The 25,805-nt window shown below is 65.3% G+C and carries 19 protein-coding genes; 13 read left to right on the top strand and 6 right to left on the bottom strand.

The window, feature by feature from the left end; all coding sequences use genetic code 11:
* Nucleotides 1-4 precede the first annotated feature (4 nt).
* The 6 genes from asd to trpA all read left to right on the top strand — a co-directional run bounded on the left by asd (nt 5) and on the right by trpA (nt 8,234).
* On the top strand, nt 5-1,132 hold the full coding sequence (gene asd, locus F2P44_RS18270; protein ID WP_167088471.1) for an aspartate-semialdehyde dehydrogenase: 1,128 nt from the start codon (nt 5-7) through the stop codon (nt 1,130-1,132).
* 362 nt (nt 1,133-1,494) lie between these two features.
* Nucleotides 1,495-4,308, top strand: coding sequence for a motility hub landmark protein FimV (locus F2P44_RS18265; protein ID WP_308610213.1), 2,814 nt, complete (start codon nt 1,495-1,497; stop codon nt 4,306-4,308).
* A gap of 27 nt (nt 4,309-4,335) precedes the next feature.
* Nucleotides 4,336-5,133, top strand: a complete 798-nt coding sequence (truA, locus tag F2P44_RS18260) for a tRNA pseudouridine(38-40) synthase TruA (protein ID WP_167088469.1) — start codon at nt 4,336-4,338, stop codon at nt 5,131-5,133.
* 8 nt (nt 5,134-5,141) lie between these two features.
* Nucleotides 5,142-5,804, top strand: coding sequence for a phosphoribosylanthranilate isomerase (locus F2P44_RS18255; protein WP_167088468.1), 663 nt, complete (start codon nt 5,142-5,144; stop codon nt 5,802-5,804).
* 321 nt (nt 5,805-6,125) lie between these two features.
* A complete protein-coding gene (gene trpB / locus F2P44_RS18250; RefSeq protein WP_167088467.1) occupies nt 6,126-7,373 on the top strand; it encodes a tryptophan synthase subunit beta in 1,248 nt (415 codons plus the stop codon).
* Between the two features lie 63 nt (nt 7,374-7,436).
* Nucleotides 7,437-8,234, top strand: coding sequence for a tryptophan synthase subunit alpha (gene trpA, locus F2P44_RS18245; RefSeq protein WP_167088466.1), 798 nt, complete (start codon nt 7,437-7,439; stop codon nt 8,232-8,234).
* 88 nt (nt 8,235-8,322) lie between these two features.
* On the opposite strand, the gene F2P44_RS35610 is transcribed toward trpA, so the two are convergent.
* A complete protein-coding gene (locus tag F2P44_RS35610) occupies nt 8,323-9,150 on the bottom strand; it encodes a PEP-CTERM sorting domain-containing protein (RefSeq protein ID WP_229423611.1) in 828 nt (275 codons plus the stop codon).
* Between the two features lie 347 nt (nt 9,151-9,497).
* On the opposite strand from F2P44_RS35610, the gene F2P44_RS18235 reads away from it, so the two are divergent.
* Nucleotides 9,498-12,032: a cellulose binding domain-containing protein gene (locus F2P44_RS18235; RefSeq protein WP_167088465.1), complete on the top strand. Its 2,535-nt coding sequence runs from the start codon at nt 9,498-9,500 to the stop codon at nt 12,030-12,032.
* Between the two features lie 84 nt (nt 12,033-12,116).
* Here the strand turns inward: F2P44_RS18235 and F2P44_RS18230 are convergent, their stop codons facing one another.
* Nucleotides 12,117-12,407, bottom strand: coding sequence for a TIGR02450 family Trp-rich protein (locus F2P44_RS18230; RefSeq protein ID WP_308610211.1), 291 nt, complete (start codon nt 12,405-12,407; stop codon nt 12,117-12,119).
* A 117-nt stretch (nt 12,408-12,524) separates the two neighbouring features.
* Between F2P44_RS18230 and accD the strand changes: the two genes are divergently transcribed.
* The 6 genes from accD to F2P44_RS18200 all read left to right on the top strand — a co-directional run bounded on the left by accD (nt 12,525) and on the right by F2P44_RS18200 (nt 19,228).
* Complete coding sequence (gene accD / locus F2P44_RS18225; protein WP_054263957.1) at nt 12,525-13,397, top strand: acetyl-CoA carboxylase, carboxyltransferase subunit beta; 873 nt, start codon at nt 12,525-12,527, stop codon at nt 13,395-13,397.
* A 106-nt stretch (nt 13,398-13,503) separates the two neighbouring features.
* A complete protein-coding gene (gene folC, locus F2P44_RS18220) occupies nt 13,504-14,802 on the top strand; it encodes a bifunctional tetrahydrofolate synthase/dihydrofolate synthase (protein WP_167088464.1) in 1,299 nt (432 codons plus the stop codon).
* 10 nt (nt 14,803-14,812) lie between these two features.
* Complete coding sequence (locus F2P44_RS18215; protein WP_167088463.1) at nt 14,813-15,910, top strand: SPOR domain-containing protein; 1,098 nt, start codon at nt 14,813-14,815, stop codon at nt 15,908-15,910.
* A gap of 25 nt (nt 15,911-15,935) precedes the next feature.
* Complete coding sequence (locus F2P44_RS18210; RefSeq protein WP_167088462.1) at nt 15,936-16,421, top strand: CvpA family protein; 486 nt, start codon at nt 15,936-15,938, stop codon at nt 16,419-16,421.
* Between the two features lie 41 nt (nt 16,422-16,462).
* Nucleotides 16,463-17,983 (top strand): amidophosphoribosyltransferase, encoded by a 1,521-nt coding sequence (gene purF, locus F2P44_RS18205; protein ID WP_167088461.1) that lies wholly within the window; start codon nt 16,463-16,465, stop codon nt 17,981-17,983.
* Between the two features lie 3 nt (nt 17,984-17,986).
* Nucleotides 17,987-19,228, top strand: coding sequence for a cystathionine gamma-synthase family protein (locus tag F2P44_RS18200; RefSeq protein ID WP_167088460.1), 1,242 nt, complete (start codon nt 17,987-17,989; stop codon nt 19,226-19,228).
* On the opposite strand, the gene F2P44_RS18195 is transcribed toward F2P44_RS18200, so the two are convergent.
* Genes F2P44_RS18195 through F2P44_RS18180 form a run of 4 tightly spaced genes read right to left on the bottom strand, consistent with a single transcriptional unit; the run spans nt 19,225 to nt 25,758 of the window.
* Nucleotides 19,225-21,186 carry a YehQ family protein gene (locus F2P44_RS18195; RefSeq protein ID WP_167088459.1) on the bottom strand — a complete coding sequence of 654 codons (1,962 nt, stop codon included), beginning with the start codon at nt 21,184-21,186 and terminating at the stop codon, nt 19,225-19,227. The genes F2P44_RS18200 and F2P44_RS18195 overlap by 4 nt on opposite strands.
* The gene (locus F2P44_RS18190) at nt 21,183-22,334 is read right to left on the bottom strand and encodes a VWA domain-containing protein (protein WP_167088458.1); all 1,152 of its coding nucleotides are present in this window, start codon (nt 22,332-22,334) and stop codon (nt 21,183-21,185) included. The genes F2P44_RS18195 and F2P44_RS18190 overlap by 4 nt, the downstream gene beginning before the upstream one ends.
* Nucleotides 22,331-24,664, bottom strand: coding sequence for a DUF5682 family protein (locus tag F2P44_RS18185; RefSeq protein WP_167088457.1), 2,334 nt, complete (start codon nt 24,662-24,664; stop codon nt 22,331-22,333). The genes F2P44_RS18190 and F2P44_RS18185 overlap by 4 nt, the downstream gene beginning before the upstream one ends.
* Nucleotides 24,661-25,758 carry an ATP-binding protein gene (locus F2P44_RS18180; protein ID WP_229423610.1) on the bottom strand — a complete coding sequence of 366 codons (1,098 nt, stop codon included), beginning with the start codon at nt 25,756-25,758 and terminating at the stop codon, nt 24,661-24,663. The genes F2P44_RS18185 and F2P44_RS18180 overlap by 4 nt, the downstream gene beginning before the upstream one ends.
* Nucleotides 25,759-25,805 lie beyond the last annotated feature (47 nt).

The following is a 25,805-nucleotide window of genomic DNA, read 5'->3' as shown; positions in this document are numbered from 1 at the left end:
GAAGATGAAATTAGTTGGCTTGGTAGGTTGGCGCGGTATGGTGGGTTCGGTCCTGATGCAGCGCATGCAGGACGAGGGCGATTTCGCCCACATCGAACCTGTGTTCTTCACAACGTCGAACGCGGGCGGCAAAGCGCCTGCGATGGCGAAGAACGAGACTACCCTGAAAGACGCAACCGACATTACCGAGCTGTCGAAATGCGAGATCATCATTTCCTGCCAGGGCGGCGACTATACCAGCGAGGTGTTCCCGAAGCTGCGCGCGTCCGGCTGGAACGGCTACTGGATCGACGCCGCCTCGACCCTGCGCATGAATGACGATGCCGTCATCGTGCTCGACCCGGTCAATCTCGACGTGATCAAGAATGCTTTGACGCGCGGCGTGAAGAACTACATCGGCGGCAATTGCACCGTGTCGTGCATGCTGATGGGCCTGGGCGGCCTGTTCCAGCATAAGCTGGTCGACTGGATGAGTTCCATGACCTACCAGGCCGCCTCCGGCGGCGGCGCCCAGCATATGCGCGAGCTGCTGACCCAGTTCGGCACCATCAATCAATCGGTGAAAGCGCTGCTGGACAACCCGGCTGCCGCCATCCTGGAAATCGACCGCACCGTGCTGGCGACCCAGCATGGCATGTCGGCTGACGAGACCAAGCAGTTCGGCGTGCCGCTGGCCGGCAACCTGATTCCGTGGATCGACAAGGACCTGGGCAACGGCCAGTCGAAGGAAGAGTGGAAAGCCGGCGCCGAGACCAACAAGATCCTGGGCCTGGGCGCCGCCTTTGGCAGCAGCGAGATTCCGGTCGATGGCTTGTGCGTGCGCGTGGGCGCGATGCGCTGCCACTCGCAGGCGCTGACCATCAAGCTGAAAAAGGATGTGCCGCTCGACGAGATCAACGATATCATCGCCGCCAACAACGACTGGGTGAAGGTGGTGCCGAACACGCGCGAAGCGTCGATGCGCGACCTGTCGCCGGCGGCGGTCACGGGCAGCCTGACCATTCCGGTCGGCCGCCTGCGCAAGATGTCGATGGGCGGCGAGTACCTGTCCGCCTTCACCGTGGGCGACCAGCTGCTGTGGGGCGCGGCCGAACCGCTGCGCCGCATGCTGCGGATTATTCTCGATAAGTAAATACGTGTAGAATGGCGTGTTGTGCATGCAGTCGGTGCACAGCACGCAGCGGTGGCCTGTGCGTAACTTGCGTTTTTAGCCACCATTACCCCGGTTTTTCGTATACTTCTTGATAATTCAGTTGTTATATCTTGCAAGGTACTTGACATAGCGGCATGAATGCGGTTTTGACCGAGCTGTTACAGAAAGCGCGAAATTGCGTATTTAGTGAGCAACTGCCCGACATAGTTGCTCCAAAAACTTGCATGCTCTAGTGCATGATGATATGTTGAGACCTCCGGGAAACCAGCCTTCTCCCCCGTCAACTCATGATGCCGCCAACTATGCATTTAAACACTCGCTCCAAGCTCACTTCGTTCGCGTTGAAATCCCTCACAGGCGCAGTCGCCAGTGCGGTGTTTCTGTCCACCTCGGCATACGCGGCGGGTCTCGGTAAACTGACCGTACTGTCCGCACTCGGCCAGCCCCTGAACGCAGAGATCGAACTGACCTCGGTTGCCAATGACGAAGCGGGCGGTATGACCGCCAAGCTGGCCCCGGCGGAAGCCTTCCGTCAAGCCAATATCGATTTCAATCCTGCCCTGCTGTCGCTGCGTTTCAGCGTCGAGCAGCGCGGTGGCCGCCAGTTCATCAAAGTCACTTCTTCGCAACCTGTCAACGAACCGTTCGTCGATATGTTGCTCGAATTGAACTGGGGCTCCTCGGGCCGACTGGTTCGTGAATACACTTTCCTGCTTGATCCTGTCGAAATGCGTTCGACCCAGACCGCGCAAGTATCCGCGCCGGTCGACGTGCTGTCGCAGGGTAACCGCAACGGCGCCAAGGCGGATGCAAAAGCCGGCGCCAAGGCCGGCGGCAAGACGGGTGCGGCCACTGCCGCCAAGCCGCCTGCCGACGCGCCTGCGGAACCGAAAGCCGAGCCAAAGGCAGCGCCGTCGCAAGAGCCGCAGCGCGCCGCCGGCAAGGGCGAGGGCGACAGCGAGTACAAGGTCAAGCGTGGCGATACGCTGGGCAAGATCGCAGCACAGATCAAGCCGGCCGATATTTCGCTCGACATGATGCTCGTTGCGCTGTACCGCGCCAATCCGGACGCCTTTGCAGGCAACAACATGAACCGCCTGAAGTCGGGCCAGATCCTGGCGGTGCCCGAGGCGGCATCGATCAAGGGTTCCGAAGGCGAAGCGCGCGGCGTCGTGGTGGCCCATGCCACCGACTTCAACGCGTACCGCAACAAGCTGGCCGGCCAGGTCGCCAGCGGCTCGGCCGACAAGGAACCTGAAAAGACCCAGAGCGCCGCCGGCAAGATCACCGCCAAGGTGGCCGAGCGTCCAACCGCTGCCAACGAATCGAAAGACCAGCTCAAGCTGTCGAAAGCGACTGGCGCGACCGACGCCGCCGGCAAAACCGGTGCGCTGACGGCGGAAGACAAGATCGCCAAAGAAAAAGCCATGGCCGACGCCACCAAGCGCGTCAAGGAACTGGAAAAGAACGTTGGCGATCTCGAAAAGATCATGACGGTCAAGAGCAAGGCCGCCGCCGGCGCCACCGCGCCGAAGACGCCGATCACGGAAGTGGTCAGCGCCAAGCCGCCGGTCACGCCTGCGCCGGCCGCCACGCCTGCGGTGGTGGCGCCGCCACCGCCAGCGGCCGTACCAGTGCCGCCGCCTGCCGCCGTGACCCCGGCTGTCACCCCGCCGGCCGTGACGCCAGCGCCAGTGGTGGCCGATGCGCCTGTGGCAGCGCCAGTGCCGGCCGTCGTGCCTGCGCCGAAACCGGTGATCAAGCCGGCTGCGCCAGCGCCGGAGCCAAGCTTCTTCGACATGTTGATGGAAAACATCGTCCTCGTGATCGCTGCCATCGTTGCCTTGCTGGCCGGCCTGTTCGGGCTGTCGAAATGGCGCGAACGCAAGCAGGTCGAGCGCAATCCGTCGGAGCCGTCGATCCTTGGCGCGCCGACCGACCAGGCGCACTCCCTGTTCGCCGAAACCGGCGGCCAGAGCGTGGACACCAACAACAGCGTGTTCAACTCCAGCTTCGCCCCATCGGCCAGCCAGCTCGACACCAATGAAGTCGATCCGGTCGCCGAAGCCGACGTCTACATCGCCTACGGCCGCGATGCCCAGGCTGAAGAGATTCTCAAGGAAGCGCTGCGCACCCATCCCGACCGCTATCCGGTCCGCCTGAAACTGCTGGAAATCTACGCCGCCCGCAAGGATCAGCGCGCGTTCGAGAGCCAGGCCAGCGAACTGTATGGCATGACCAAGGGCCAGGGCGACGAGTGGGCACAAGCGGCCGCACTGGGCCTGTCGATCGATGCGATGAACCCGCTGTACGCCAGCGCCGGCAGCAGCGCAGCCGCCGCGACCAGCCAGCCAGTCGATCCGGCCGACCAGTTCGATGCTTCGGCAATCGACAACGGTCCGCACAGCGCACTGATGGACCTCGACCTCGACCTGAGCAAGGACACCACCGCCGCGCCAGCTGCACCGGCACCGGCACCGGTCGCGCCAGTCGCCAAGGCAGCCGAAGAGCACACCCTCGATTTCGACCTGGGCGGCCTGAGCTTCGAGCCAGTCACCCCAAGCGCGCCAGTGGTGACGCCGGCCGCCGAAGTCATGGACGAGCATCACCTGTCGTTCGACACGCCAGCGGCAGCGCCGGTGCATGTCGAGCCGGTCAAGGCGGAGACGCCGAACATGGACTTCGACATGGACTTCAATGCACCAGCGCCGGCAGCGGCCGCGGTGACACTGTCGAAGGCGCCTGCGGACGACGATTTCAACCTCGATGGCATGAACTTCGACCTGCCGCAATCGACCACGCCGGGCGCCGTGCCTAGCCTGGCCAACGACGATCCGTTCGGCGCCGATACCAAGAGCGCCAAGGCTGACGCCGTGCCGGAATTCGACATGCACTCGCTCGACCTCGACCTGCCCGCAGGCAGCGCCGACACCACCGCACTGCCGGACTTTAACGACATCGGCAGCGCCGGCGACGTGCAGGTTGGCGAACTGACGGCGGTCCAGATGGAGATGGAGACCAAGCTTGACCTGGCCATCGCCTATCAGGAAATCGGCGACAAGGAAGGTGCACGCGAACTGCTCGACGAAGTCATCAAGGGCGGCAGCGCTTCCCAGGTGGCCAAGGCGAACGACATGCGCATCAAGCTTGCTTGATGAGCGACGGCTGTTACTGGATCTAGATTGAAGCGAATAGCACTGGGAGTCCAGTACGACGGTACCGCCTTCAACGGTTACCAGAAGCAGCCAGACCGCAACACGGTGCAGGACCGGCTCGAAATCGCGCTCGAAAAATTCGCGCGCGTCGAGCTGGGTACCACCTGCGCCGGCCGTACCGATACCGGGGTTCACGCGCTCGAACAGGTGGTCCACTTCGACACCGACCTCTCGCGCGGCATGCAATCCTGGGTGCGCGGCGTGAATGCCTTTTTGCCCGACGCGATTGCCGTGCGCTGGGCCACCGAAGTGCCCGAGCATCCGGGGCAGGAATTCCATGCCCGCTTCGCCGCCTTTGCGCGCACCTATCACTACGTCCTGTACAACAATCCGATCCGCTCGCCGCTACTGGTGGGCCGCGCCGGCTGGGTGTTTCGCCCGCTCGACGTGGACCTGATGCGCGCCGCCGCCCAATGCCTGGTCGGCACCCACGATTTTTCCGCTTTCCGTTCCTCGCAATGCCAGGCCAAGTCGCCGGTCAAGCAGATGCACGCGGTGAACATCGAGCGGCACGGCGAGGTGATCGTGTTCTCCCTGCGCGCCAGCGCCTTCCTGCATCACATGGTGCGCAACCTGATCGGCTCCCTGATCTATGTCGGCCAGGGGCGTCATGCGCCTGGATGGCTGCGCGACGTGCTCGAAGGGCGCGACCGCAACGACGCCGCGCCCACCTTCATGCCCGATGGCCTGTACCTGGCCAAGATCGATTACGATCCCAAATGGGGCTTGCCGCACGAGGCAGCCCGTCCACTGCCCTGGTTCTGAGGCCACGCATGCAGCGCACACGCATCAAGATTTGCGGGCTGACCCGCCCTGAAGACGTCCAGGCCGCGGTGGCCGCCGGCGCCGATGCGCTCGGTTTCGTGTTCTATCCAAAAAGTCCACGCTACGTGACGGGCGCGCAGGCCGGCGCCTTGATGTCGGCCGTGCCGCCGTTGGTCTCCACGGTGGCGCTGTTCGTCAACGCCAGCATCGACGAGGTGAGGGCGGTTGCCGCCGTGGCGCCGTTTGCGCAGTTGCAGTTCCATGGCGACGAAACGGTGGAAGAGTGCGCCGCCATCGCTGCTGCCGTTGGACGACCGTTCATGCGCGTGTTCCGCGTGCGGCCCGAGACCACCGGCGCCGACCTGCTGGCCGAAGAGGCGCTGTGCCGCGCCGCCAGCCCCCTGTTCTCCAGCCTGCTGCTCGATACCTTCGTGGATGCCTATGGCGGCGCCGGCAAGGTCTTCGACTGGGCCGTGATTCCAGCGGAACTGGCCCCGCGCGTGGTGCTGAGCGGCGGTCTGACGGTTGACACGGTGGCCGGTGCGGTGCGCCAGGTGCGTCCGTATGCGGTCGACATCAGCAGCGGCGTCGAACAGGGCAAGGGCATCAAGGATGCCGCCAAGATCGACGCCTTCACCGGCGCCGTACGGATGGCCGATCACGGGGCCTGAACCGCCTGAACCGCCTGATGCGTTGGCGCCACCACAAGCGGCGCCGATTTGCTAGAATACGTTCAACAATATCGCACTACCAGTTGCCCGCAGCGGGGTTCCGCCCTTGCGCAGATGACATCCACGGTGGTGCAGGAAAGGCTGCGATTGGTTTCTCATTCCAAAAGAACGCGCGCCTCGGGTCGTTTTGTGTGGTGGCTCGGGCGTACTAAACGCGATTGACGCGGGGCTGGTCACGCCCCCTGTTTTGCCAGCCATGGACCGCCGCCTTCGCGGCTGCGGCCGGCCTGCCGATATCACCTTTGAAAAGCGAGCACTCCCATGAAAGACGCACCTGCGCGCGGCCCTGCCGCCCCGATTTTCCATACCACCGACTACCAGCTTCCCGATGCGCGCGGCCACTTTGGCCCGTACGGCGGTTCCTTCGTCGCCGAAACGCTCACCCACGCGCTGGCCGAGCTGAAAGAAGCGTACGCCAAATACAGCCATGATCCCGAATTCCTCGACGAATTCCGCTATGAGCTCAAGCACTTCGTCGGCCGTCCATCGCCGATTTACCACGCCAAGCGCTGGTCCGAGCAGCAGGGCGGGGCGCAGATTTTCTTCAAGCGCGAAGACCTGAACCACACCGGCGCGCACAAGATCAATAACGTGATCGGCCAGGCATTGCTGGCCAAGCGCATGGGCAAGCCGCGCATCATCGCCGAAACCGGCGCCGGCCAGCACGGCGTGGCCACGGCCACCATCTGCGCCCGTTTCGGGCTCGAATGCGTGGTCTACATGGGCAGCGAGGACGTCAAGCGCCAGGCCCAGAACGTGTACCGCATGAAGCTCCTGGGCGCGACCGTGGTGCCGGTGGAATCGGGCTCCAAGACGCTCAAGGACGCGCTCAACGAAGCGATGCGCGACTGGGTCACCAACATCGAAAACACCTTCTACATCATCGGCACGGTGGCCGGTCCGCACCCGTATCCGATGATGGTGCGCGATTTCCAGTCGGTCATCGGCGAGGAATGCCTGGTGCAGATGCCGGAACTGGCCGGACGCCAGCCTGACTACGTGCTGGCCTGTATCGGCGGCGGCTCGAACGCGATGGGGATTTTTTATCCTTACATCGACGACAAGAACGTCAAGCTGATTGGCGTGGAAGCGGCCGGCGAAGGCCTCGATTCGGGCAAGCATTCGGCCTCGCTCACGGCCGGCATTCCGGGCGTGTTGCACGGTAACCGCACCTATCTGCTGCAGGACGAGAATGGCCAGGTCATCGAGACCCATTCGGTGTCGGCGGGCCTGGATTATCCGGGCGTGGGGCCGGAGCACGCATGGTTGAAGGACCTGGGACGCGCGCAGTACGTCTCGGTGACCGATGACGAAGCGTTGCAGTCGTTCCATGACTGCTGCCATATCGAAGGCATTATCCCGGCGCTGGAATCGTCGCACGCGCTGGCCTATGCGGCCAAGCTGGCGGCCACGCTGCCCAAGGATGAGCTGATTTTGGTGAACCTGTCGGGCCGCGGCGACAAGGACATGCACACGGTGGCGGAGCGGATGGGGCTCGATTTCAGCTGATTTTTCAATTCAGTTGTTTTCTGAAGCCCGACCTTTTCGACCACACTACAAGAAAGCATCGCCATGTCCAGAATCGCACCAACTTTTGCCGCTTTGGCGGCCAGTAAAAAAACCGCGCTCGTCACCTTTATCACGGCGGGCGACCCGGGCCCGGATATGACCGTGCCGCTGATGCACGCCCTCGTTGCCGGCGGCGCCGACATCCTCGAACTGGGTGTGCCGTTTTCCGATCCGATGGCCGAAGGCCCGGTCATCCAGCGCGCCTGCGAGCGCGCGCTCAAGTTCAATGTCGGCCTCGGCGACGTGTTTGGCTTCGTGCGCGAGTTCCGCAAAACGAATCAGAGCACGCCGGTGGTGCTGATGGGATACGCCAATCCGATCGAGCGCATTGGCACCGATACCTTCATCGCGCGGGCGAAAGAGGTGGGCGCGGATGGCGCCATCGTGGTCGATTATCCGCCCGAGGAGTGCGAGGAATTCGCCACGGCGATGCGCGCCAGCGAGCTCGATCTGATCTTCCTGCTGGCGCCCACGTCGACCCCGGAGCGCATCGCGCAGGTGGCCAAGTTCGGCAGCGGCTTTAGCTATTACGTGTCGCTCAAGGGCGTCACGGGCGCGGGCAATATTGATGTGGACGATGTGGCGCGCCGCCTGGCGCCGATCCGCGAGCGTGTCAAGCTGCCAATCGGGGTGGGCTTCGGGATTCGCGATGGCGAAACGGCCAGGGCGGTGGCGCAGGTGGCCGACGCGGTGGTGATCGGCAGCCGCATCATCCAGGAGATCGAGGTCACGCCGAAGGACCAGGCGGTCGAGGCCGTGCAGCGTTTCGTCGCGGGCATCCGCGGCGCGCTCGATCGCTGACTTCGGCCCGCAGCGCGCTGCCTGCTTTTCAGCGGCTTGGCAGCCGCTTGCGCTCAGGCAGCCGCTTCAGGCCGGCCAGGGCCCGGTGTCAGCGGCGGCGGCGGCGCGCCGTTGCCGCCAGTGCCCCAAGGCCAGCCAGCAGCATCCCGTAGGTCGCCGGTTCCGGCACCGGCGAGGTCGCCAGGGTGTGGGCCGAGGCCATCGCGTTGAAGGTCACCATATTGGTGATCGAGGTGCTCGAGCGGTTGTTGAGCACATAGTCCACATGGGTGGCCTGGAACAGGCTGGTGGTGCTCGCGTCAGGCATGTAGGTGGCGGCGAGGTGCTCGTCCGGACGGGAGTAGCTGGACGACTCGGGAACGTCCTGGAAAATCAGGAAGTGCACGTCGGCATACGAGCCGCCGTCGATCAGGCCCGGGGCGCGCGTCGCGGTTGCATACAGGTCGGCCGTGATGCGCACCGCGGTGTTAGGGGACAGGATGAAATGAACGTGGCCCGAGGTGGCAAGGCTGGTGGCCTCGGCGTCGCCACCCGCGCTGCTGGCCTGCGCTTGCATCACCAAGCCGTCCAACAAGCGGCCGCTCACGCTTGCCGAGGCGTTCAGCGCCGTGCCGGCGGAGGGTGCATACGATGCGCTGCGCTGGTACGGCTCAGACATGGTCTCGTTGTGCCGCTGCGTGTCGTTGTAGCCGCTGCGCTGGTCGGCCAGCTTCAACTCCGTGTACGGATCTTCAAAATAATAACCGCCCGTGACGTTGAAATTGAGCGAAGGCGTGATGCCATCGTTCAGATCGAGATCGATCAGCTCGAAACCGATATTGCTGACCGTGCCACGTGCCGTCGTAGCGGCGTACGAGGGCGCGGCAGCGGCCAGACTGAGGACGGCCGACAGGATGGCTGTGCGGTAGGCGTTCATGAACTCTCCGTTAAAAAAAATGCAATCTTAATCGAAGATATAGCACAGCGCACGTGATCTTTTTGCTGTCGTGTCGATCGTTTCCGCGTCAGGCCTGGCGAACCGCCGTGCAGGCAAGAGCGAGAAGGCAAGTGCCCGGATGGTCGCCTTGGTCGCTGCCTTATTCCACGCAATCATCTCTTGCTCATGGACTGTACTTTTTGCCTGTAAGCCATGCTAATTCGTCCATTGTTTTGTCAAATGCTTTCAAAATAGAGATTAGACACCCGTACATACGGGGCATAGCATGCTTTCGCTAACGTGTGCAAACGTTTTCATTTTCCACGCCAACAAGAAAAGCGAATCCCATGACCTTCATGCATCGACTCTCGACGATTGCAGCGGCCTGCGCCCTGTGCGCCGCCTGCGCACCGGCCTCCGCCGCGTCTGAAACTTATCAATGGAACAGCGTCGCCATGGGCGGCGGTGGCTTCGTTTCGGCGGTGATTCCGAGCAAGACCCAAAAAGGCCTGGCGTATGCCCGCACCGATGTCGGCGGCGCTTATCGCTGGGACAATACCGCCGCGCGCTGGGTGCCGCTGAGCGATTGGGCGTCGGATGATGAAACGGGCCTGCTCGGCGTCGAATCGATCGCCCTCGACCCGAAAAATCCGGCCAAGGTCTACATGCTGGCCGGCATCAGCTACTTCAACAATGGCAAGACCATGATCCTGCGTTCTTCGGATTACGGCAAAACCTTCATCAAGACCGATGTGACGGCCCTGTTCAAGGCGCACGGCAACGGCATGGGCCGCCAGACCGGCGAGCGCCTGCAGCTCGATCCCGGTTCGAGCAACATCCTGTACGTGGGCACCCGCGCCAACGGCTTGTTCAAAAGTAGCGACAGCGGCGCCACCTGGGCCCGCGTGAGCGGCCTGGACGTGACCACCACGCCCAACGAAAACGGCATCAGCTTCGTCGCGCTCGATCCGGCCAGCGTGGTGGGTGGCGCAGCCCAGCGCATCGTGGTCGGCGTGTCGCGCTTCGGCTACGTGGCTCCCAATCTGTACCGCAGCAACGATGGCGGCAAGACCTTTGCGCCCGTCACCGGCGCGCCGACCGACCTGATGCCGCAGCGCGTGGCGCGCGCCAGCGACGGCAGCCTGTACCTCACCTACGCCAACGGCGCCGGTCCGCACGGCCACTGGGCCCAGCCGGAACCGATGGACCGCGGCCAGATCTGGAAGTATAACGTCGGCACCGGCGCCTGGACCAATGTCACGCCATCGGGCATCAGCTCGGCGTTCAGCGGCATCAGCGTGGCGCCCGACAATCCGAACAATCTGGTGGCCTCGACCATCAACACCTACCAGCAGCAGGGCAATGCCTGGGGCGACCGCATCTACACCTCGGCCAATGGCGGCGCCAGCTGGACCGACGTGGTCCAGCGCGGCTTCGCCAAGGAGAGTGCGGGCGTGTCCTGGGTCGGCGACAAGGCGATCCACTGGGCTGGAACGGTCGAGCTCGATCCTTTCGATACCAAGGCGGCGTGGGTGTCGTCCGGTAACGGCATCTTCAAGACCGCCAATATCAACGCCACCCCGGCCACCTGGACCTTCAACGTGGCCGGGCTGGAAGAAACCGTGCCACTCAACCTGGTCAGCATCCCGGGCGGACCGCTGGTATCGGCCATCGGCGACTACGATGGCTTCCGCCACACCGATCCGACCCGCTATGCGCCGATCCACATGCCATCGATCGGCAGCACCACCGGCCTCGACGTCGCTGCGCGCAAGACCTCGGTGCTGGTGCGCGCCGGCGGAAACGATAACCCGGCCATGTATTACTCGACCGACACCGGCGCCAGCTGGAAGAAGAGTGCGGCGATGAACGGCAAGAACGGCCAGGTCGCGCTCTCGTCCGACGGCACCGTCTTGCTGCACAGCCCGGAAAATTCGGCCACCAGCTACCGCTCGACCGATTTCGGATCGAGCTGGAGCGCCGTGAGTGGCCTGAACGTGAGCGCTGCCCGTCCGGTGGCCGATGCCGTCAACCCGCGCAAGTTTTACGCGTATGACAATGGCCGCGTGTTCGTCAGTACCGACGGCGGCGTCTCGTTCGCGCCGAAAGCGACCTTGCAGTCGGGCGGTTCGAAAGTGATCCGCGCGGTGCCGAACCGCGAAGGCGAGCTGTGGGTGCCGCTGTACGGTGCGGGTCTTGCCCGCTCGACCGATTCGGGCGCGACTTTCAGCAGCATCGGCAGCGTGAGCTATGCCGCCGCGGTCGGCTTTGGCGCCGCCGCAGCGGGCGCGACTTTCCCGACGGTGTTTATCTGGGGTACGGTCAACGGCGCGAAAGGCGTGCACCGCTCTGGCGACGCGGGCGCCACCTGGGTGCGTATCAACGATGATGCCCACCAGTACGGCGGACCGGGCAACGGCCAGTTCGTCATCGGCGACATGAACCGTTACGGCGTTGTGTATATGAGTACCGCCGGACGCGGCATCGCCATGGGCGTGCCGGGCGGAACCACAACGCCGCCGATCGATCCGCCGCCCCCGGTGGAACCGCCGCCAACCCCGACCCCAAGCAAGCAGTGCGTGTATCAGGTGCGCAGCCAGTGGCCGGGTGGATTCAACGGTGCGGTGCAGATCACCAACCGCGGCACCAGCGCCATGAACGGCTGGAGCGTGAGCTGGACCTACGCCGATGGCTCGACAGTGGCCAGCATGTGGAATGCGGTCCTGAGCGGCAGCAATCCGTACACGGCGAGCAATGTGGGCTGGAACGCGGTCATCCAGCCGGGCCAGACTGTCGAGTTCGGCTTCCAGGGCACCAGCGGCAGCGCCGCTTCCCAGGTGCCGGTACTGGGAGGCAGCGCCTGCGCCAAGGCTGCAAAGTAAGTGTTCACTCCGTAATCAGCGGGCGCCAAGTGAGTATTCACTAGCGTCGAACGCAGCCGGATCATTGATCCGGCTGCGATTTCCCTACAGCCAACCCTGGCGCCACTGCGTTTCGTCGCGCAGGGTTTTGCATGCGATGCGCCGCGTCTGCCGGCTGTGCACGGCATCGAGTTCGACCCATTCCACCGCCTCGCCGGGCTGCTCGGGCTCGATCACCTTGATGACAATGAAATGCTTCTCCTGGTTCGCGGGAGCCAGCGCTGTCCATTTTGAAAGCAGTAATTTTTTAGGATGCAAGGGATTCATGCCTGGAGCATAACGCATCGCACGCCGTCGCGCCGCACGGGGAACCGTGCTGCTGAGTTGACGATCCAACCGCCATGCCACGACCGAAAAGAATGTTTAAAGAGTAATTTTCATTCCGTTGTGTTCGACAAGCAGTGTCTTAACGGCTAAACTACCGACCACTAAGATGCCGCAGAAGGAGAATGTATGAGTTGGTTAGAGAAACTACTGCCCCCACGAATCCAGCGTTCCGACGCTGCCGCGCGCAAGACCATGCCCGAAGGCCTGTGGGTCAAGTGCCCCTCCTGCGAAGCCGTCCTGTACCGTACCGACCTCGAATCGAATCTGCACGTCTGCCCGAAATGCAGCCACCACATGCGCATCCGCGCGCGCGAGCGCCTCGATGGCTTGCTCGACGAAGGCGGCCGCTATGAAATCGGCCAGGAAACCCTGCCGGTCGATACGCTCAAGTTCAAAGACAGCAAAAAATACCCCGACCGCCTGAAAGCGGCGATGGAAGCGACCGGCGAGACCGATGCGCTGATCGTCATGGGCGGCGCCATCATGAGCCTGCCGGTGGTCGTGGCTTGCTTCGAATTCGAATTCATGGGTGGCTCCATGGGTTCCGTGGTCGGCGAGCGCTTCGTGCGCGGCGCCCAGATCGCGCTGGAGCAAAAAGTGCCATTCATCTGCATCACCGCCACGGGCGGCGCGCGCATGCAGGAAGGCTTGCTGTCGCTGATGCAAATGGCGAAAACCACGGCCATGCTGACCAAGCTGTCCGAGAAAAAGCTGCCGTTCATCAGCGTGCTGACCGACCCGACCATGGGCGGCGTATCGGCCTCGTTCGCTTTCATGGGCGACGTCGTCATCGCCGAGCCGAAAGCGCTGATCGGCTTTGCCGGCCCGCGCGTGATCGAGAACACCGTGCGCGAAAAGCTGCCTGAAGGCTTCCAGCGCGCCGAATTCCTGGTCACCAAGGGTGCGGTCGACATGATCGTCGACCGCCGCAAGATGCGCGAAGAAATCGCGCGCCTGCTCGCGCTGCTGCAAGACCAGGCGGTTGAAGTCCTGGCCTGATCGACTATTCTGACTGGTTGACGCCAGTTGTTTTATCGCGGTTCATGGCGGACGGGCATGCATGCCCGGCTCCCATGAGCCGCCGTTGTTTTTACAGGCTCTTTTCATGTCCACACTCCCCACCACCTTGCCCGCCTGGCTGGCCCTGCTCGAATCGCGCCACGCCGAAGTCCACATCAACATGGGCCTCGAGCGCGTGCGCCAGGTCAAGGAACGCCTTGATCTGGCGTTCAGCTGCCCGGTCATCATGGTGGCTGGCACCAACGGCAAGGGCTCGACCTGCTCGATGCTCGAAGCCATCCTGCTGCGCGCCGGCTACAAGGTGGGCCTGTACATCAAGCCGCACTTCCTCGACTTCAACGAGCGCGCCCGCATCAATGGCGACATGGCGTCCGATGACGCCCTCATCGCCAGCTTCAACGCGGTCGAAGCGCAGCGCGGCGACACCGACCTGACGTACTTCGAATTCACCACCCTGGCCATCATGCACCTGCTGGCCGGATCAACGCTCGACGTGGCGATCCTGGAAGTGGGCCTGGGCGGGCGTCTGGATGCGGTCAATGTGATCGACGCCGACGTGTCCATCGTCACCTCGATCGATATCGACCACACCGACTTCCTCGGCACCACGCGCGCGGAGATCGGGTTCGAGAAAGCCGGCATTTTCCGCCCGGGTAAAGCGGCCATCTGCAGCGACCCGGTGCCGCCGCCGTCCCTGATCGCACACGCCGAAGCCATTGGCGCCGACCTCTGGCTGCTGGGCCGCGACTTCAATTATTCCGGCGACAAGCAGCAGTGGAACTATGGCGGGCGCGAACAGCGCCGCAATTCGCTGGCTTACCCGAGCCTGCGCGGCGCCAACCAGCTGCTCAACGCCTCGGCCGCGCTGGCCGCGCTGGAAGTGCTGCGCTTCGAGCTGCCGGTGGGCGCGCAGGAAGTGCGCACCGGGCTGGTGGTGGTCGAGCTGCCGGGGCGCTTCCAGGTACTGCCGGGACGCCCGACCGTCATCCTCGACGTCGCCCATAATCCGCACGCGGCATCGGCCCTGGCCCAGAACCTCGGCAACATGGGCTTCCATCCCTACACGTATGCCGTTTTCGGCATCATGCAGGACAAGGATATCGATGGCGTGGCCGCTCCGATGGCGCCCCATGTCGACCACTGGTGCGTGGCCAACCTGCCATCGCCGCGCAGCGCCGACCCGGAAACGCTGGCCGCTACCCTGGCGGCGCTGCCGGCGGGCGACGCCAAACCGGGCGAACGCAGCGTCACCACCTTCGCCGATCCAGCCCAGGCTTTTGCAAATGCAATGAGTCGAGCCGGGGAGAATGATAGAATTGTGGTCTTTGGCTCCTTCTACACCGTCGCCGGTGTGATGGCTGCCCGAAAAATCTCACATCACTGAAGAAAAACGCATGGGCTTGTTCTCGTTCCTCAATAAAAACAAGCAAGAATCCACGGAAGATAGTGGCTATTATTCCAAGTCGGACGACGACAGCGTCGCCGCCCGTGCCCGTTCCAAACGCGCATCTTCCGCAGGCGAGCCTGGCGCCCGCCGCGGCAAGGATGCGCGCGCGGCTGCCGATCCCGTGCTGCCCGAGAAGAAACGTGCGCGCCGCCGCCTGGTAGGCGCCGTCGCGCTGGCCCTCGGCGTGGCGGTCGGCTTGCCGATGGTGCTCGATTCCGAACCCCAGCCGCTGGCCGGCGACATCGATATCCGTATTCCCTCCAAGGACAAGGTCGCGCCGCAGGCGCAGCCGCGCGCCGTGGCTGCCGCCGATGCGCTCGACAAGCGCGAGGAAATCATCGACGTGCCGCCAGTGCCGATGGTGACGCTGCCGAAAGAAAGGCCGGTGCCGAAGGAAGAGGCCAAGACCGAGGTCAAGACCGAGGTCAAGACCGTGGCCAGGCCAGAAGTCAAGCCGGCGGTGAAGCCCGAGGTAAAACCGGTAGTCAAGCCGGAACCAAAACCGGTCGTCAAGCCGGAACCGAAACCCGTCGTCAAGCCCGAGCCCAAAGTGGTCGCCAAGCCCGAGAAACCGAAGCCTGAGCCGAAACCCGAACCTAAAGTCGCGGAAGCGAAGCACGTGGAGAAGGCGCCCGACAAGCACATCGACAAAGTGGTGGAGAAGCCAGTCGAGAAGCCGGTTGAAAAACCCGCCGTCGTCAAGGCCCCGCCCAAGGCCGAGGAAAAGGAAAAGCCGGCCGTCAAGCCGCCAGCGCAGGACGCCCAGCGCGCCATGTCCATCCTCGAAGGCAAGGCGCCCGAGAAGGCTGTCGACGAGAACCAGCGCTTCGTGGTGCAGGTCGCCGCGCTGGCCACCCAGGAAAAAGTCAACGAATTGCAGGCCAAATTGAGTGGCGCCGGCATCCGCTCGTTCACGCACAAGATACCGACCCAGTCGGGCGACCGGATTCGCGTGCAGGTGGGCCCGTTCAGCAAGGATGAAGCCGAAAAAGTGCGCGCCAAGTTAAGCAAGATGGGACTGTCGGGCATCATGGTCCCGGGCTGATGACACACGTTGGGGCGGATGCGCGGTGACCGAGTTCGATTATGTGGTGCTGGTGATCCTCATTTCGTCGCTCATCATCGGCACGCTGCGCGGTCTGGTCAAGGAAATCCTGTCGCTGATCAGCTGGGTGGTGGCCTTCGTCGTCGCCAACGCCTACGGCGCCAGGCTCGCGCCCATGTTGTCGGTGATCCCCGGCGAAACGGTGCGCCTGATGGTCGCCTTCGTGGCGCTGTTCCTCGGCACCCGCATCCTGATGGGACTGGTCATGATGGCGGTCGACCTGATGGTCAAGGCCACGGGATTGAGCCCGGCGAACCGCCTGCTGGGCGCTGCGTTCGGGCTCGCGCGCGGGGTGGTGATCGTGCTGGCCGCTGTCATCTTGTGCGGCATGACCGAGCTGCCCAAGCAGGCCTTTTGGACCAAGGCGGTATCGAGCCCCATGGCGGAAGAGGGCGCGCGGATGGTAAAGACATTGTTGCCCGCTGATTTGGCGCGGCATGTTCAGTTTTGACATTTTTTAAAATCAGTAGGTCCAGTCTCTAGGAGCGCACCATGTGTGGCATCGTCGGCGTCGTCTCGAATAACCCCGTCAATCAAGTGCTGTATGACGCTTTGCTGCTGTTGCAGCACCGCGGTCAGGATGCGGCGGGAATCGCAACCAGTCATTCCAATATGTTTTCCATGCACAAGGCCAATGGCCTCGTGCGCGACGTTTTCCGCACGCGCAATATGCGTTCGCTGCAGGGGAACTCGGGCATCGGCCACTGCCGCTATCCGACCGCCGGTTCGTCCAGCGAGGAAGAAGCGCAGCCGTTCTATGTGAATGCGCCGTTCGGCATCACGCTCGCGCACAACGGCAACCTGACCAACCAGGAACAGCTCAAGTCCGAGATGTTCCGCAATGACCGCCGTCACATCAACACCGACTCCGACTCGGAAGTGCTGCTCAACGTGCTGGCGCATGAAATCCAGGAATCGACCACCGGCTTCACGCTCGATCCCGATTCGATCTTCAAGGCGGTCGCTGCGGTGCACCGGCGCGTGCGCGGCGCCTACGCCGTCGTCGCCCAGATCGCCGGGCACGGCTTGCTGGCCTTCCGCGATCCGTTCGGCATCCGTCCGCTGTGCATCGGCACCAACGAAACCGACAACGGCACCGAGTACCTGGTGGCCAGCGAATCGGTGGCGCTGGAAGGCATGGGCTTCCGCTTCCTGCGCGATATCGCGCCGGGCGAAGCGGTGTTCATCGACATGGACATGCAGCTGCACGAACGCCAGTGCGCCGACAATCCGTCGTTGAATCCGTGCGCGTTCGAGTACGTGTACCTGGCCCGCCCGGATTCGATCCTCGACGGCGCCTCGGTTTACGCCACCCGCCTGAAAATGGGTGAGTACCTGGCCGACAAGGTGCGCCAGCAATTCAAGTCGGGCGAGATCGACGTGGTCATGCCGATTCCCGATTCCTCGCGTCCTGCCGCGATCCAGCTGGCCTTGAAACTGGGCGTCGAGTACCGCGAAGGCTTCATCAAGAACCGTTACATCGGCCGCACCTTCCTGATGCCGGGCCAGGCGATCCGCCGCAAGTCGGTGCGCCAGAAGCTCAACGCGATCGGTTCCGAATTCAAGGGCAAGAACGTGCTGCTGGTCGACGACTCGATCGTGCGCGGCACCACCAGCCAGGAAATCGTGCAGATGGCGCGTGAAGCGGGCGCCCGCAATGTGTTCTTCGCGTCGGCCGCGCCTCCGGTGCTGTTCCCGAACGTGTACGGCATCGACATGCCGACCCGCGATGAACTGATCGCCTACGGCCGCAGCACCGAGGAAGTCTGCCGCGAGATCACGGCCGACGCCCTGGTGTACCAGGATATCGATGCGCTCAAGCGCGCGATCTCGGACGTGAACCCGGCGCTGACCAGCTTCGAGGCATCTTGCTTCGACGGCGTGTACGTGACCGGCGACGTCACGCCTGCGTACCTGGACCGGCTGGAATTCGCGCGCCACAATCCGAAAGCCGCACCGGCCGAAGACGCGGCGCGCACCCAGCTCAATCTGAACCTGGCGACCGCCGAGTAATTGATGAGCGAGAAGAAAAGCTACGGCTTCACCACGACCATCCTGCACAACGACCGGCAAAAGCCGATCGAGCATGGGTCGCTGCACAAGCCGATTCACACGTCGGTCACCTTCGGCTACAACGATGCGCGCCAGCTGGCGTCGGTGTTCCAGGGGAAGGAGCCGGGGTTTCGCTACGGCCGCCAGGGCAATCCGACCATCTCCGCGCTCGAAGACAAGATCACGAAGATGGAAGATGGCGTATCGACCTTGTGCTTCGCGACCGGGATGGGGGCCATTGGCGCCGTGTTCCAGGCGCTGCTGCGCGCCGGGGACCACGTCGTGTCGTCGTCTTTCTTGTTCGGGAACACCAACAGCCTGTGGCAAACGGCCGCCGGGCAGGGCGTCGAGGTGGCGTTTGCCGATGCGACCGACGTGGCCAACGTGGAAGCGGCGCTGACGCCCGCCACGCGCCTGGTGTTCGTCGAAACCATCGCCAACCCGCGCACGCAGGTGGCTGACCTGGCCCGCATCGGGCAGCTGTGCAGGGAACGCGGCATTCTGTTCGTGGTCGATAACACCATGACCTCGCCCTACCTGTTCCGGCCTAAAACGGTCGGAGCGGGGCTGGTGGTGAATGCGCTGACCAAGTCCATTGGAGGCCACGGCAATGCGCTCGGCGGCAGCCTGACCGACACCGGCGAGTACGACTGGAGCGCGTTCCCGAACATTGCGGCCAACTACAAGCGCAATGCGCCGGCGCAGTGGGGCATGGCGCAGTTGCGCGCCAAGGCCCTGCGCGACTTCGGCGCCTCGCTGGCGCCGGAAGCGGCTCACCATATCGCGGTGGGGGCGGAAACGCTGGCGCTGCGCATGGAGCGCGCCTCGGCCAATGCGCTGGCGGTCACCCGCATGCTTGAAGCCGATGAGCGCGTGGCGGCCGTGTATTACCCGGGCCTGGCATCGCATCCGCAGCATGCGCTGGCGCGCGATCTGTTCAAGGCGTACGGTTCGCTGTTCAGTTTCGAACTGAAAGACGGCATCGATTGCTTCGATTACCTCAACCGCCTCAAGCTCGGTATCTCCGCCAGTAACCTGGGCGATACGCGCACCCTGGTCATTCCAGTCTCGCACACCATTTTCTACGAGATGGGCGCCGAGCGGCGCGCCAGCATGGGCATCGCCGAATCGCTGATCCGCGTCTCGGTCGGCATCGAAGACACGGCCGACCTGCTCGACGATTTTCAGTCGGCGCTGGCCGGCTAGCTGTCGTTCGCCAGGGTGTGCAGCAGCGCGTACAGCGCTGCCAGCCGCTCCGGCAGAATCCTCGGGTCGCTGCTTTTCACGCTCTCCAGCGCTGCGGCCAGGGCGTTGGCGCAACGCGTCAGGCCTGCCGCGCGCAGCGCTGACGCCTGTTCCGTGGCGCGCACCGCGGCGCCATCGCCCTGATGCCGCACTCCCTGGCGCAGGCTTTGCGCCAGCAGATTCATCGTCCCTTCCAGCAGTTCATGCAGCGCGTTCTTGTCGTCGCTCTGGCCTCGCGCCAGATTGGCGGGTGTGCCTTGCGCCGCCAGTTGCGGCACCTGCAAGCCCTGCGCCGTCAGCACCGCCAGCGGCGTCATGCTCAGTTGCCCGGCCTCGCTCGATACGCTGCCCGCCACCGCCAGCGGATTATCGTCCAGCGCGCGCGCCAGCGCATCGATGGCGCCCGGCGTGGCGGCGTCGTGCCGCAGGCGCAGCAGCAACAGATTGTCATCACCGGCGGCCAGCTGCACGCGTGCGCACAGGGTCTGGCTGGCGGCATCCCACAGGCAGTCGACGACCGCCACCACCGGGACCACGTGCACATGCTCGATCGCGTGCAGCGGCCGCACGAAATCGGGCGGCAGGGAGCGCAGGTGCGCGCGCAGGCTGGCCACGTTGGGCTGGCGCAGCGGACTTGCCAGCGTGTCCCAGGCGCCGCCGGACAGCGGCAGCGCCGAGGTCTGCGTGGCGCCGGTGCCGACCGTCAGCAAGCCATTGGCGCGCCGTTTGGCCGCGTTGGTGACGATCTGGCTGGCCGCCAGCCGGTGCAGCGGCATGCCGACCAGGCGCCGGTCGCGCAGCGCAATGGCAGTGGTGCCGCTGTCGGCGCGCGCCCAGGTTTTTTCCATGATCGTAACGGCCAGCGTGTCGGGATCGGCCCAGATCATGCGCACGCCGTCGACCGCCTCGTCGGACCAGCACTGGCTGCCCATTGGCACCAGGCGCAGGTGGTCGAGCGCTACTTCACCGGAAACGCCCACGCCCAGGATCTGGCTGGCCGGCAGGGGCGTGCGCGCGCGCGCCGCGCCCAGGCGCGCCATCAGCATCGACACCAGGTGCAGCAGCGTGGCCGGATCGGCATTGCTGGCGCGCGCATGCTGGCCGGCGACCGCCTGGCGCAGCTGGGTCAGCGCTTCGACCACCCAGCGCCATCCGAGCTGGCTGGCTTCCTGGAGCGCCTTTTCGAAGCGCGTGTCCAGGATCAGGGGACTCTGGCTGGTGCCGTCGAGCCAGAGCTGGGACGCCAGCCCCACGATCGCCTCGACCGCGCTGCCACCATCCTGCACCGGCGCCCGCGCTGCGTCGGGAGCCAGATCCAGCTCCACCGTCATGCTGGCAAAGCCGCTCTGCTGGCGCTGGCCCTGTGCAAAGGCCCACACGGCCAGCGCAATGTGCGCGCAGTTCTCGGCCTGCTTGCAGTCGCAGCGCGCCAGCGCCAGGCTGGTACGCGACAAAAAGCGCACGTCGCACATCGGCAGGCGCGCATTCGGCGTTGACCCGGCCGTGAGCCGGATCGCCGGGCGCGCGGCCGCCATGCGGCGCGCCTGCTCGAGCGTCGTGCGCGGCAGCAGATCGACCGCGCCGGCCAGGGTCGACGGGCACCACGGCGCTGCGTCGGCCACTGCCTCGGCGGCGCCGCCGGCGTATGTGGACTGATACGCCAGCACCAGGGTCACCCGGTGCCGGCACAGGCCCGTGGCGGGGCAGCTGCAGCGTGCCTCGCGCAGCGGCAGGCCGGGTGGCAGGGTGGTCGTCACGCCATCGGCGTAGCGCGCCAGCACGGTACCGTCGGCCTGCTGCTCGATCTCGGGCAGCTTGCCCTCGACCACATCTTTCTGCGCGCGTTTTACAAACCCCGCGTTCGACAAGGCGGTCAGCGCATCCACGCTCAGTTCCAGCAAATCGGTACGGGTGCTCATTGCGCTATTTTCTCCGCCAGCCAGGCGGCCAGCTGGCCCGGCGTCATGGCGCCCACGTGAGCGCCAACGCGTACCAGGCGCGCCGCCGTCTCGCGGTCGTAGCTCGGATTGGCGGCAGCATCGAGCGCCGCCAGGCCCAGCACGGTGGCGCCAGCCGACACCAGCGCCTGTACGCGCCTGACCAGTTCCGTGTCATGCCCACCTTCGTAAAAATCGCTGACCAGCACCACCACCGTGCGCTGCGGATTAACCACCAGCGACTGCGCGTACGCCACCGCGCCGGCGATATTGGTGCCGCCGCCGAGCTGCACTTTCATCAGCAGTTCGACCGGGTCGGACACATCGGCCGTCAGGTCCACGACCGCGGTGTCGAAGGCGATCAGCGAAGTGCGCATACCGGGCAACTGCCACAGGCAGGCCGCCATCACCGCCGAGTGAATCACCGAATCGACCATCGAGCCGCTCTGGTCGATCAGCAGGATAATGTCCCAGCGCTCGGCGTGGCGCTTGACGCGGCTGATGAAGGCCGGCCGTTTGATGTACAGCTTGCGCCGCTCCGGGTCCCAGTGTTTCAGGTTGGCGGCCACGGTGCGCTTGAAATCGAAATTGGCGGCCGCCGCGATGCGCGACGGGCGCCGTCGGTCGCGGCTGCCGCCAAACGCCTGGCGCACTTCGGTCACCAGTTTTTCCATGATGCGGCGCACCACTTCCGCCACCAGGCGGCGCGCCGCCGACAGCACGTCGGGGTTCATCAGGTGCTTGGTGTGCAGGACGGCGCGCAGCAGCGTCTCCGATGGTTCGATCCGCTCCAGCACTTCCAGGTTGGTCACCACGTCATCAATGCCAAAGCGCTCGACCGCGTCGCGTTCGAGCCGCTCGATCACCTCTTGCGGGAACAATTCGTGGATGGCGTTGATCCAGTCGGGCGTGCTCAGTACCGACGCGCCGTCGGGCGAGCCGGTACGGTCCTGCGACTGCTGGCGTTCGCCGCGCGCCAGGCGCTCGGGATCGCGCCCGTACAGCCACTCCAGGGCCTCGTCGGCGGCGCTGGCCGCACCGGACGGACAATTGATGCAGCTTTCGGCGGCTTCGCCCAGCAGCAGGCGCCAGCGCACCAGCGGATCGGGTAGCGTCAATGGGGCGCTCATGGTGCGATTCCCCAGATGGCGAGGCGCTCGATGGCGTCGCGTTCGAGCGCGTCGTGCCGCGCCAGCAGTTCGGGCGCCGTGGCAAGGCGGCCGGTAAGGGAGCGCTGCGAGCGATGGCCGGCGCCGTGCAGCTTGAGCACATCGGCCGCCAGCGCGCCGCGTTCCTGGGTTGGCAGCCAGGTAAAGGCGGCGCGCATCGCCGGCAGCGCCAGCACGAAGTCGGCGCCGTCCAAAGTGCGCACCAGCGCGTCGAGCGCCCTGACGAAGCGCGCGTCTTCGCACAGGCACTGACGCGCCAGTGCCAGCAGGCCGGCCAGCGCGTCGCCCACCATGGACGGGGGCAGGGAGGCGAGCAGTTCGCTGGCCAGGTCGCCGCCATCGGGATCGGCATCGCTGGCCAGCAGCAGGCCCAGTGCCGCGCCACGGCTGACGGGCGCCGCGTCGGCGCTGGCGGCCACGCGCCGGCACACGGCAAGCGCGCGCAACGCTTCGACGCCGGGCAGCGCGGTGGCGCGTGCTTCGCGCACCAGCATGGCGATGGCGCTGTAGGTGGCGACGTGCGCATCCTGCTCCGTCGGCGCCACCCCGCCGGCCGCTTCTGCCAGCCACAGGGCGCGGTCGAAGGCGGCGCCGATGGCTGTTTGCAGCACCGCGCTGCCGCTCACGCCGAGCGCGTCGCCGTGGCGGTACAAGGCAAACAGTACCTGCATCGGGCCACCCAGTTCGCCGAAGTGCGCTTCCTGGCAAATGGCGTCGTGCAGCTCGCCGAGCAGGCGTTCGCTCACATCGGCCAGGCCGGCAAAGGCGGCGCGGTTCAGGGCGCCGGTAATGGCGCCGATACGGCTGCTGCCGGCGGGATGCTGGCGCAGGATTTCTTCGAGGCGGGCGCGGGCCGCGTCGTGCAGAGTGGCGCCGTAGGTGGCCGCTTCGATCAGGGCGGCGCGCTGTTCGAGCGGTGCGCGCACGTCCCAGGTTTCTTGCTGGCCGCGCCCGAGCGCCAGCTTAGGTCCCGTGGTGCGGACGATGCCGGGAATGTCGAGCAGGGCCAGGCGGTGCAGCGCGCGGCTGCGCGCACGCTGGGCCGCATCGAGCAGGTCGATGCTGACCTGGCTTGGAACAACAATTCCGAGCGCCGACAGTTCAAGGTCGACCGCAGCCACCAGCGGCGGCTGCGGCGTGCCGGGCGCCAGTTCGCCGACGGCGTCGCCGGCCAGCACCGCCATCACTTCCACCAGCGCCGCATCGGTGCCCGCGCGCACGCGGCCGCGGTAGGTCCAGGGCAGGGGCACGTCCAGCGCCTGGCTGACCAGGCTGCCGGCCAGCGCATCGAGCCAGTCGCTGCGCAGCGGCGTCGGATGCGCGCGCATGCGCGCCAGGCCCTTGGCGCGGCTGTGAATCGCAATCACGTCGGCGGTGGAGGCGGGCAGTTTTTTCGCGCGCAGGCGCGCCAGCACGGTGCGCAGCAGTTCCTTGCCGGCGCCGGCCAGGCCGAGCGTCCATGCCCATTCGTACCAGGCGGGCGAGGGCATGCCGGAGGCATAGCCCTCGTACGCGTCGAGGCGCTTGAAATGGTAGGGCACCAAATAGGAACCATAGCGCAGGCCGGGCGCGCCCGGTGGGATTGGTACCGGCGGCTCGCTGGCGCAATCGGCGGCGGGAATTGTGCGCCACAGCGCCGCCAGTGCCGGCGCATGGTAGCCGCCGCAGATCACCACCACCGGGCCGTCGTCCTGGTGCATGGCCCAGGCGATGTGGCGCGCCATCATCGCTTCGCGCGCCTGGTTGCCCGGCGAACCGGGGGCGCCAGCACGCAGATGGGCGAAGTGCACGTCGAGCCGGGCCGACAGTTCATCGGCCGCCAGCTCGCCCTCGAACAGGTGGTCCCACAGCGAGTCGCGGCCGTCGATCGCCATTGCGCGGCACAAGGCGTCTTCGTAGGCTGCCGCCGCGTCGGGAGCGTCGTCATCGTAGCGGTTCATGATGTGCGCAAAGGCGTCGTGCCAGGCCGGCAGGTCGATGAAGCGCAGTTGCGCGCCGCATTCGCGCGCGGCCTGCATGGCCTGCCATTCGGGCGAATGCAGCGCGAACGGCGACCACGAGGCGCGCCGTTCAACCGCGTCTTCGGCCGCCGAGAAGTAGCTGTAGATCGCCACCGGCAGCCGGTGCGGCAGCGCCAGTTCGCCAAGGCGCGCATTGAAGTCGGCCGGACCTTCGATCAGCACGTGGCGCGGACGCAGTTCGGCAATGCGCTGCACCACCAGCCGCGCGCAAGCGGGGCTGAAGTGGCGCACGCCGATGATCAGCGGCTCGCGCTGCGAAGCCGGTGTCACGGCAGGCGGTGGCGCGCGTTGAAGTATTCGCGCCAGTGCTTGCCATCGCGCCGCGCGACGCGCTGCTCGAAATAGCGGCGCAGTTTGGCGCGGTCGTCCGGATTGTCCTTGACCACGGTGCCGGCGATGCAGTCGACCAGGTCGGCCGCGTTGCCGGCGCGCTGCTCAAGGAACCAGGCGCGCACGCCGACCGCATGCGCCACGTTGACCGCTTCGGCGGTCGACATCACGGCGGACAGCTTGTCCATGCCGTCCGGTGCGCCCTTGCCACCGCCGGAACGCAGGTCGCGGAAGGTCGATACCAGCAGGTCGAGGATGGGACCCGGCACCCGGTGCGGAATGCCGCTGCGCTCGAGCAGGCGGGCCGAGGCCTGCTCCACCAGCGCCAGTTCGTGTCCGAAGTCGAGGATCGGGAACACGGTTTCGAAGTCGAAGCGCCGCTTGAGCGCGGCGCTCATTTCATTGACGCCACGGTCGCGCGTATTGGCGGTGGCGATGATGTTGAAGCCCTCGCGCGCGTACAGCATGGCGTGCTCGTTTTCCAGTTCGGGCACCGCCATGACGCGGTCCGACAGCATGCCGAGCAGGCAGTCCTGCACCTCCAGCGGGGCGCGCGTGATTTCCTCGAAGCGCACGATCAGGCCGTCGCGCATGCCGTGGTACAGCGGCGCCGGCACCAGCGCGCGCGGGCTCGGGCCTTCGTTGATCAGCAGCGCATAGTTCCACGAGTACTTGATCTGGTCCTCGGTGATCGAGGCGCCGCCCTGGATGGTGAGGGTGGAGCGCCCGCACACGGCGGCAGCCAGCAGCTCCGACAGCATCGATTTGGCGGTGCCAGGCTCGCCGACCAGCATCAGCCCGCGCCCGGTGGCCAGGGTCACCAGCATGCGCTCGATGGCGGCGACCGGCGCCACCACCTTGCGTTCGATGCCAAGGGCCTCGTCGCCGCTGATGAAGGCGCGCGCCGCGTTCAGGCTCAGGGCCCAGCCGGGCGGGCGTGGCGCCTTGTCGCCCTTGGCCAGCGTGGCCAGCTCGCCGGCGTACTGGATTTCGGCCGGTGGGCGCTGCATCGCTGCGGTTTTGGTTTTGCTCATTGTTGTGGTCCGACTCATGAAGGGTTGTCGTGCACCGGCTGTGGATT

The organism is Massilia frigida (assembly GCF_011682175.1).
Classification (GTDB): domain Bacteria; phylum Pseudomonadota; class Gammaproteobacteria; order Burkholderiales; family Burkholderiaceae_D; genus Telluria_A; species Telluria_A frigida.
This window is presented reverse-complemented; position numbering and strand designations above follow the sequence as displayed.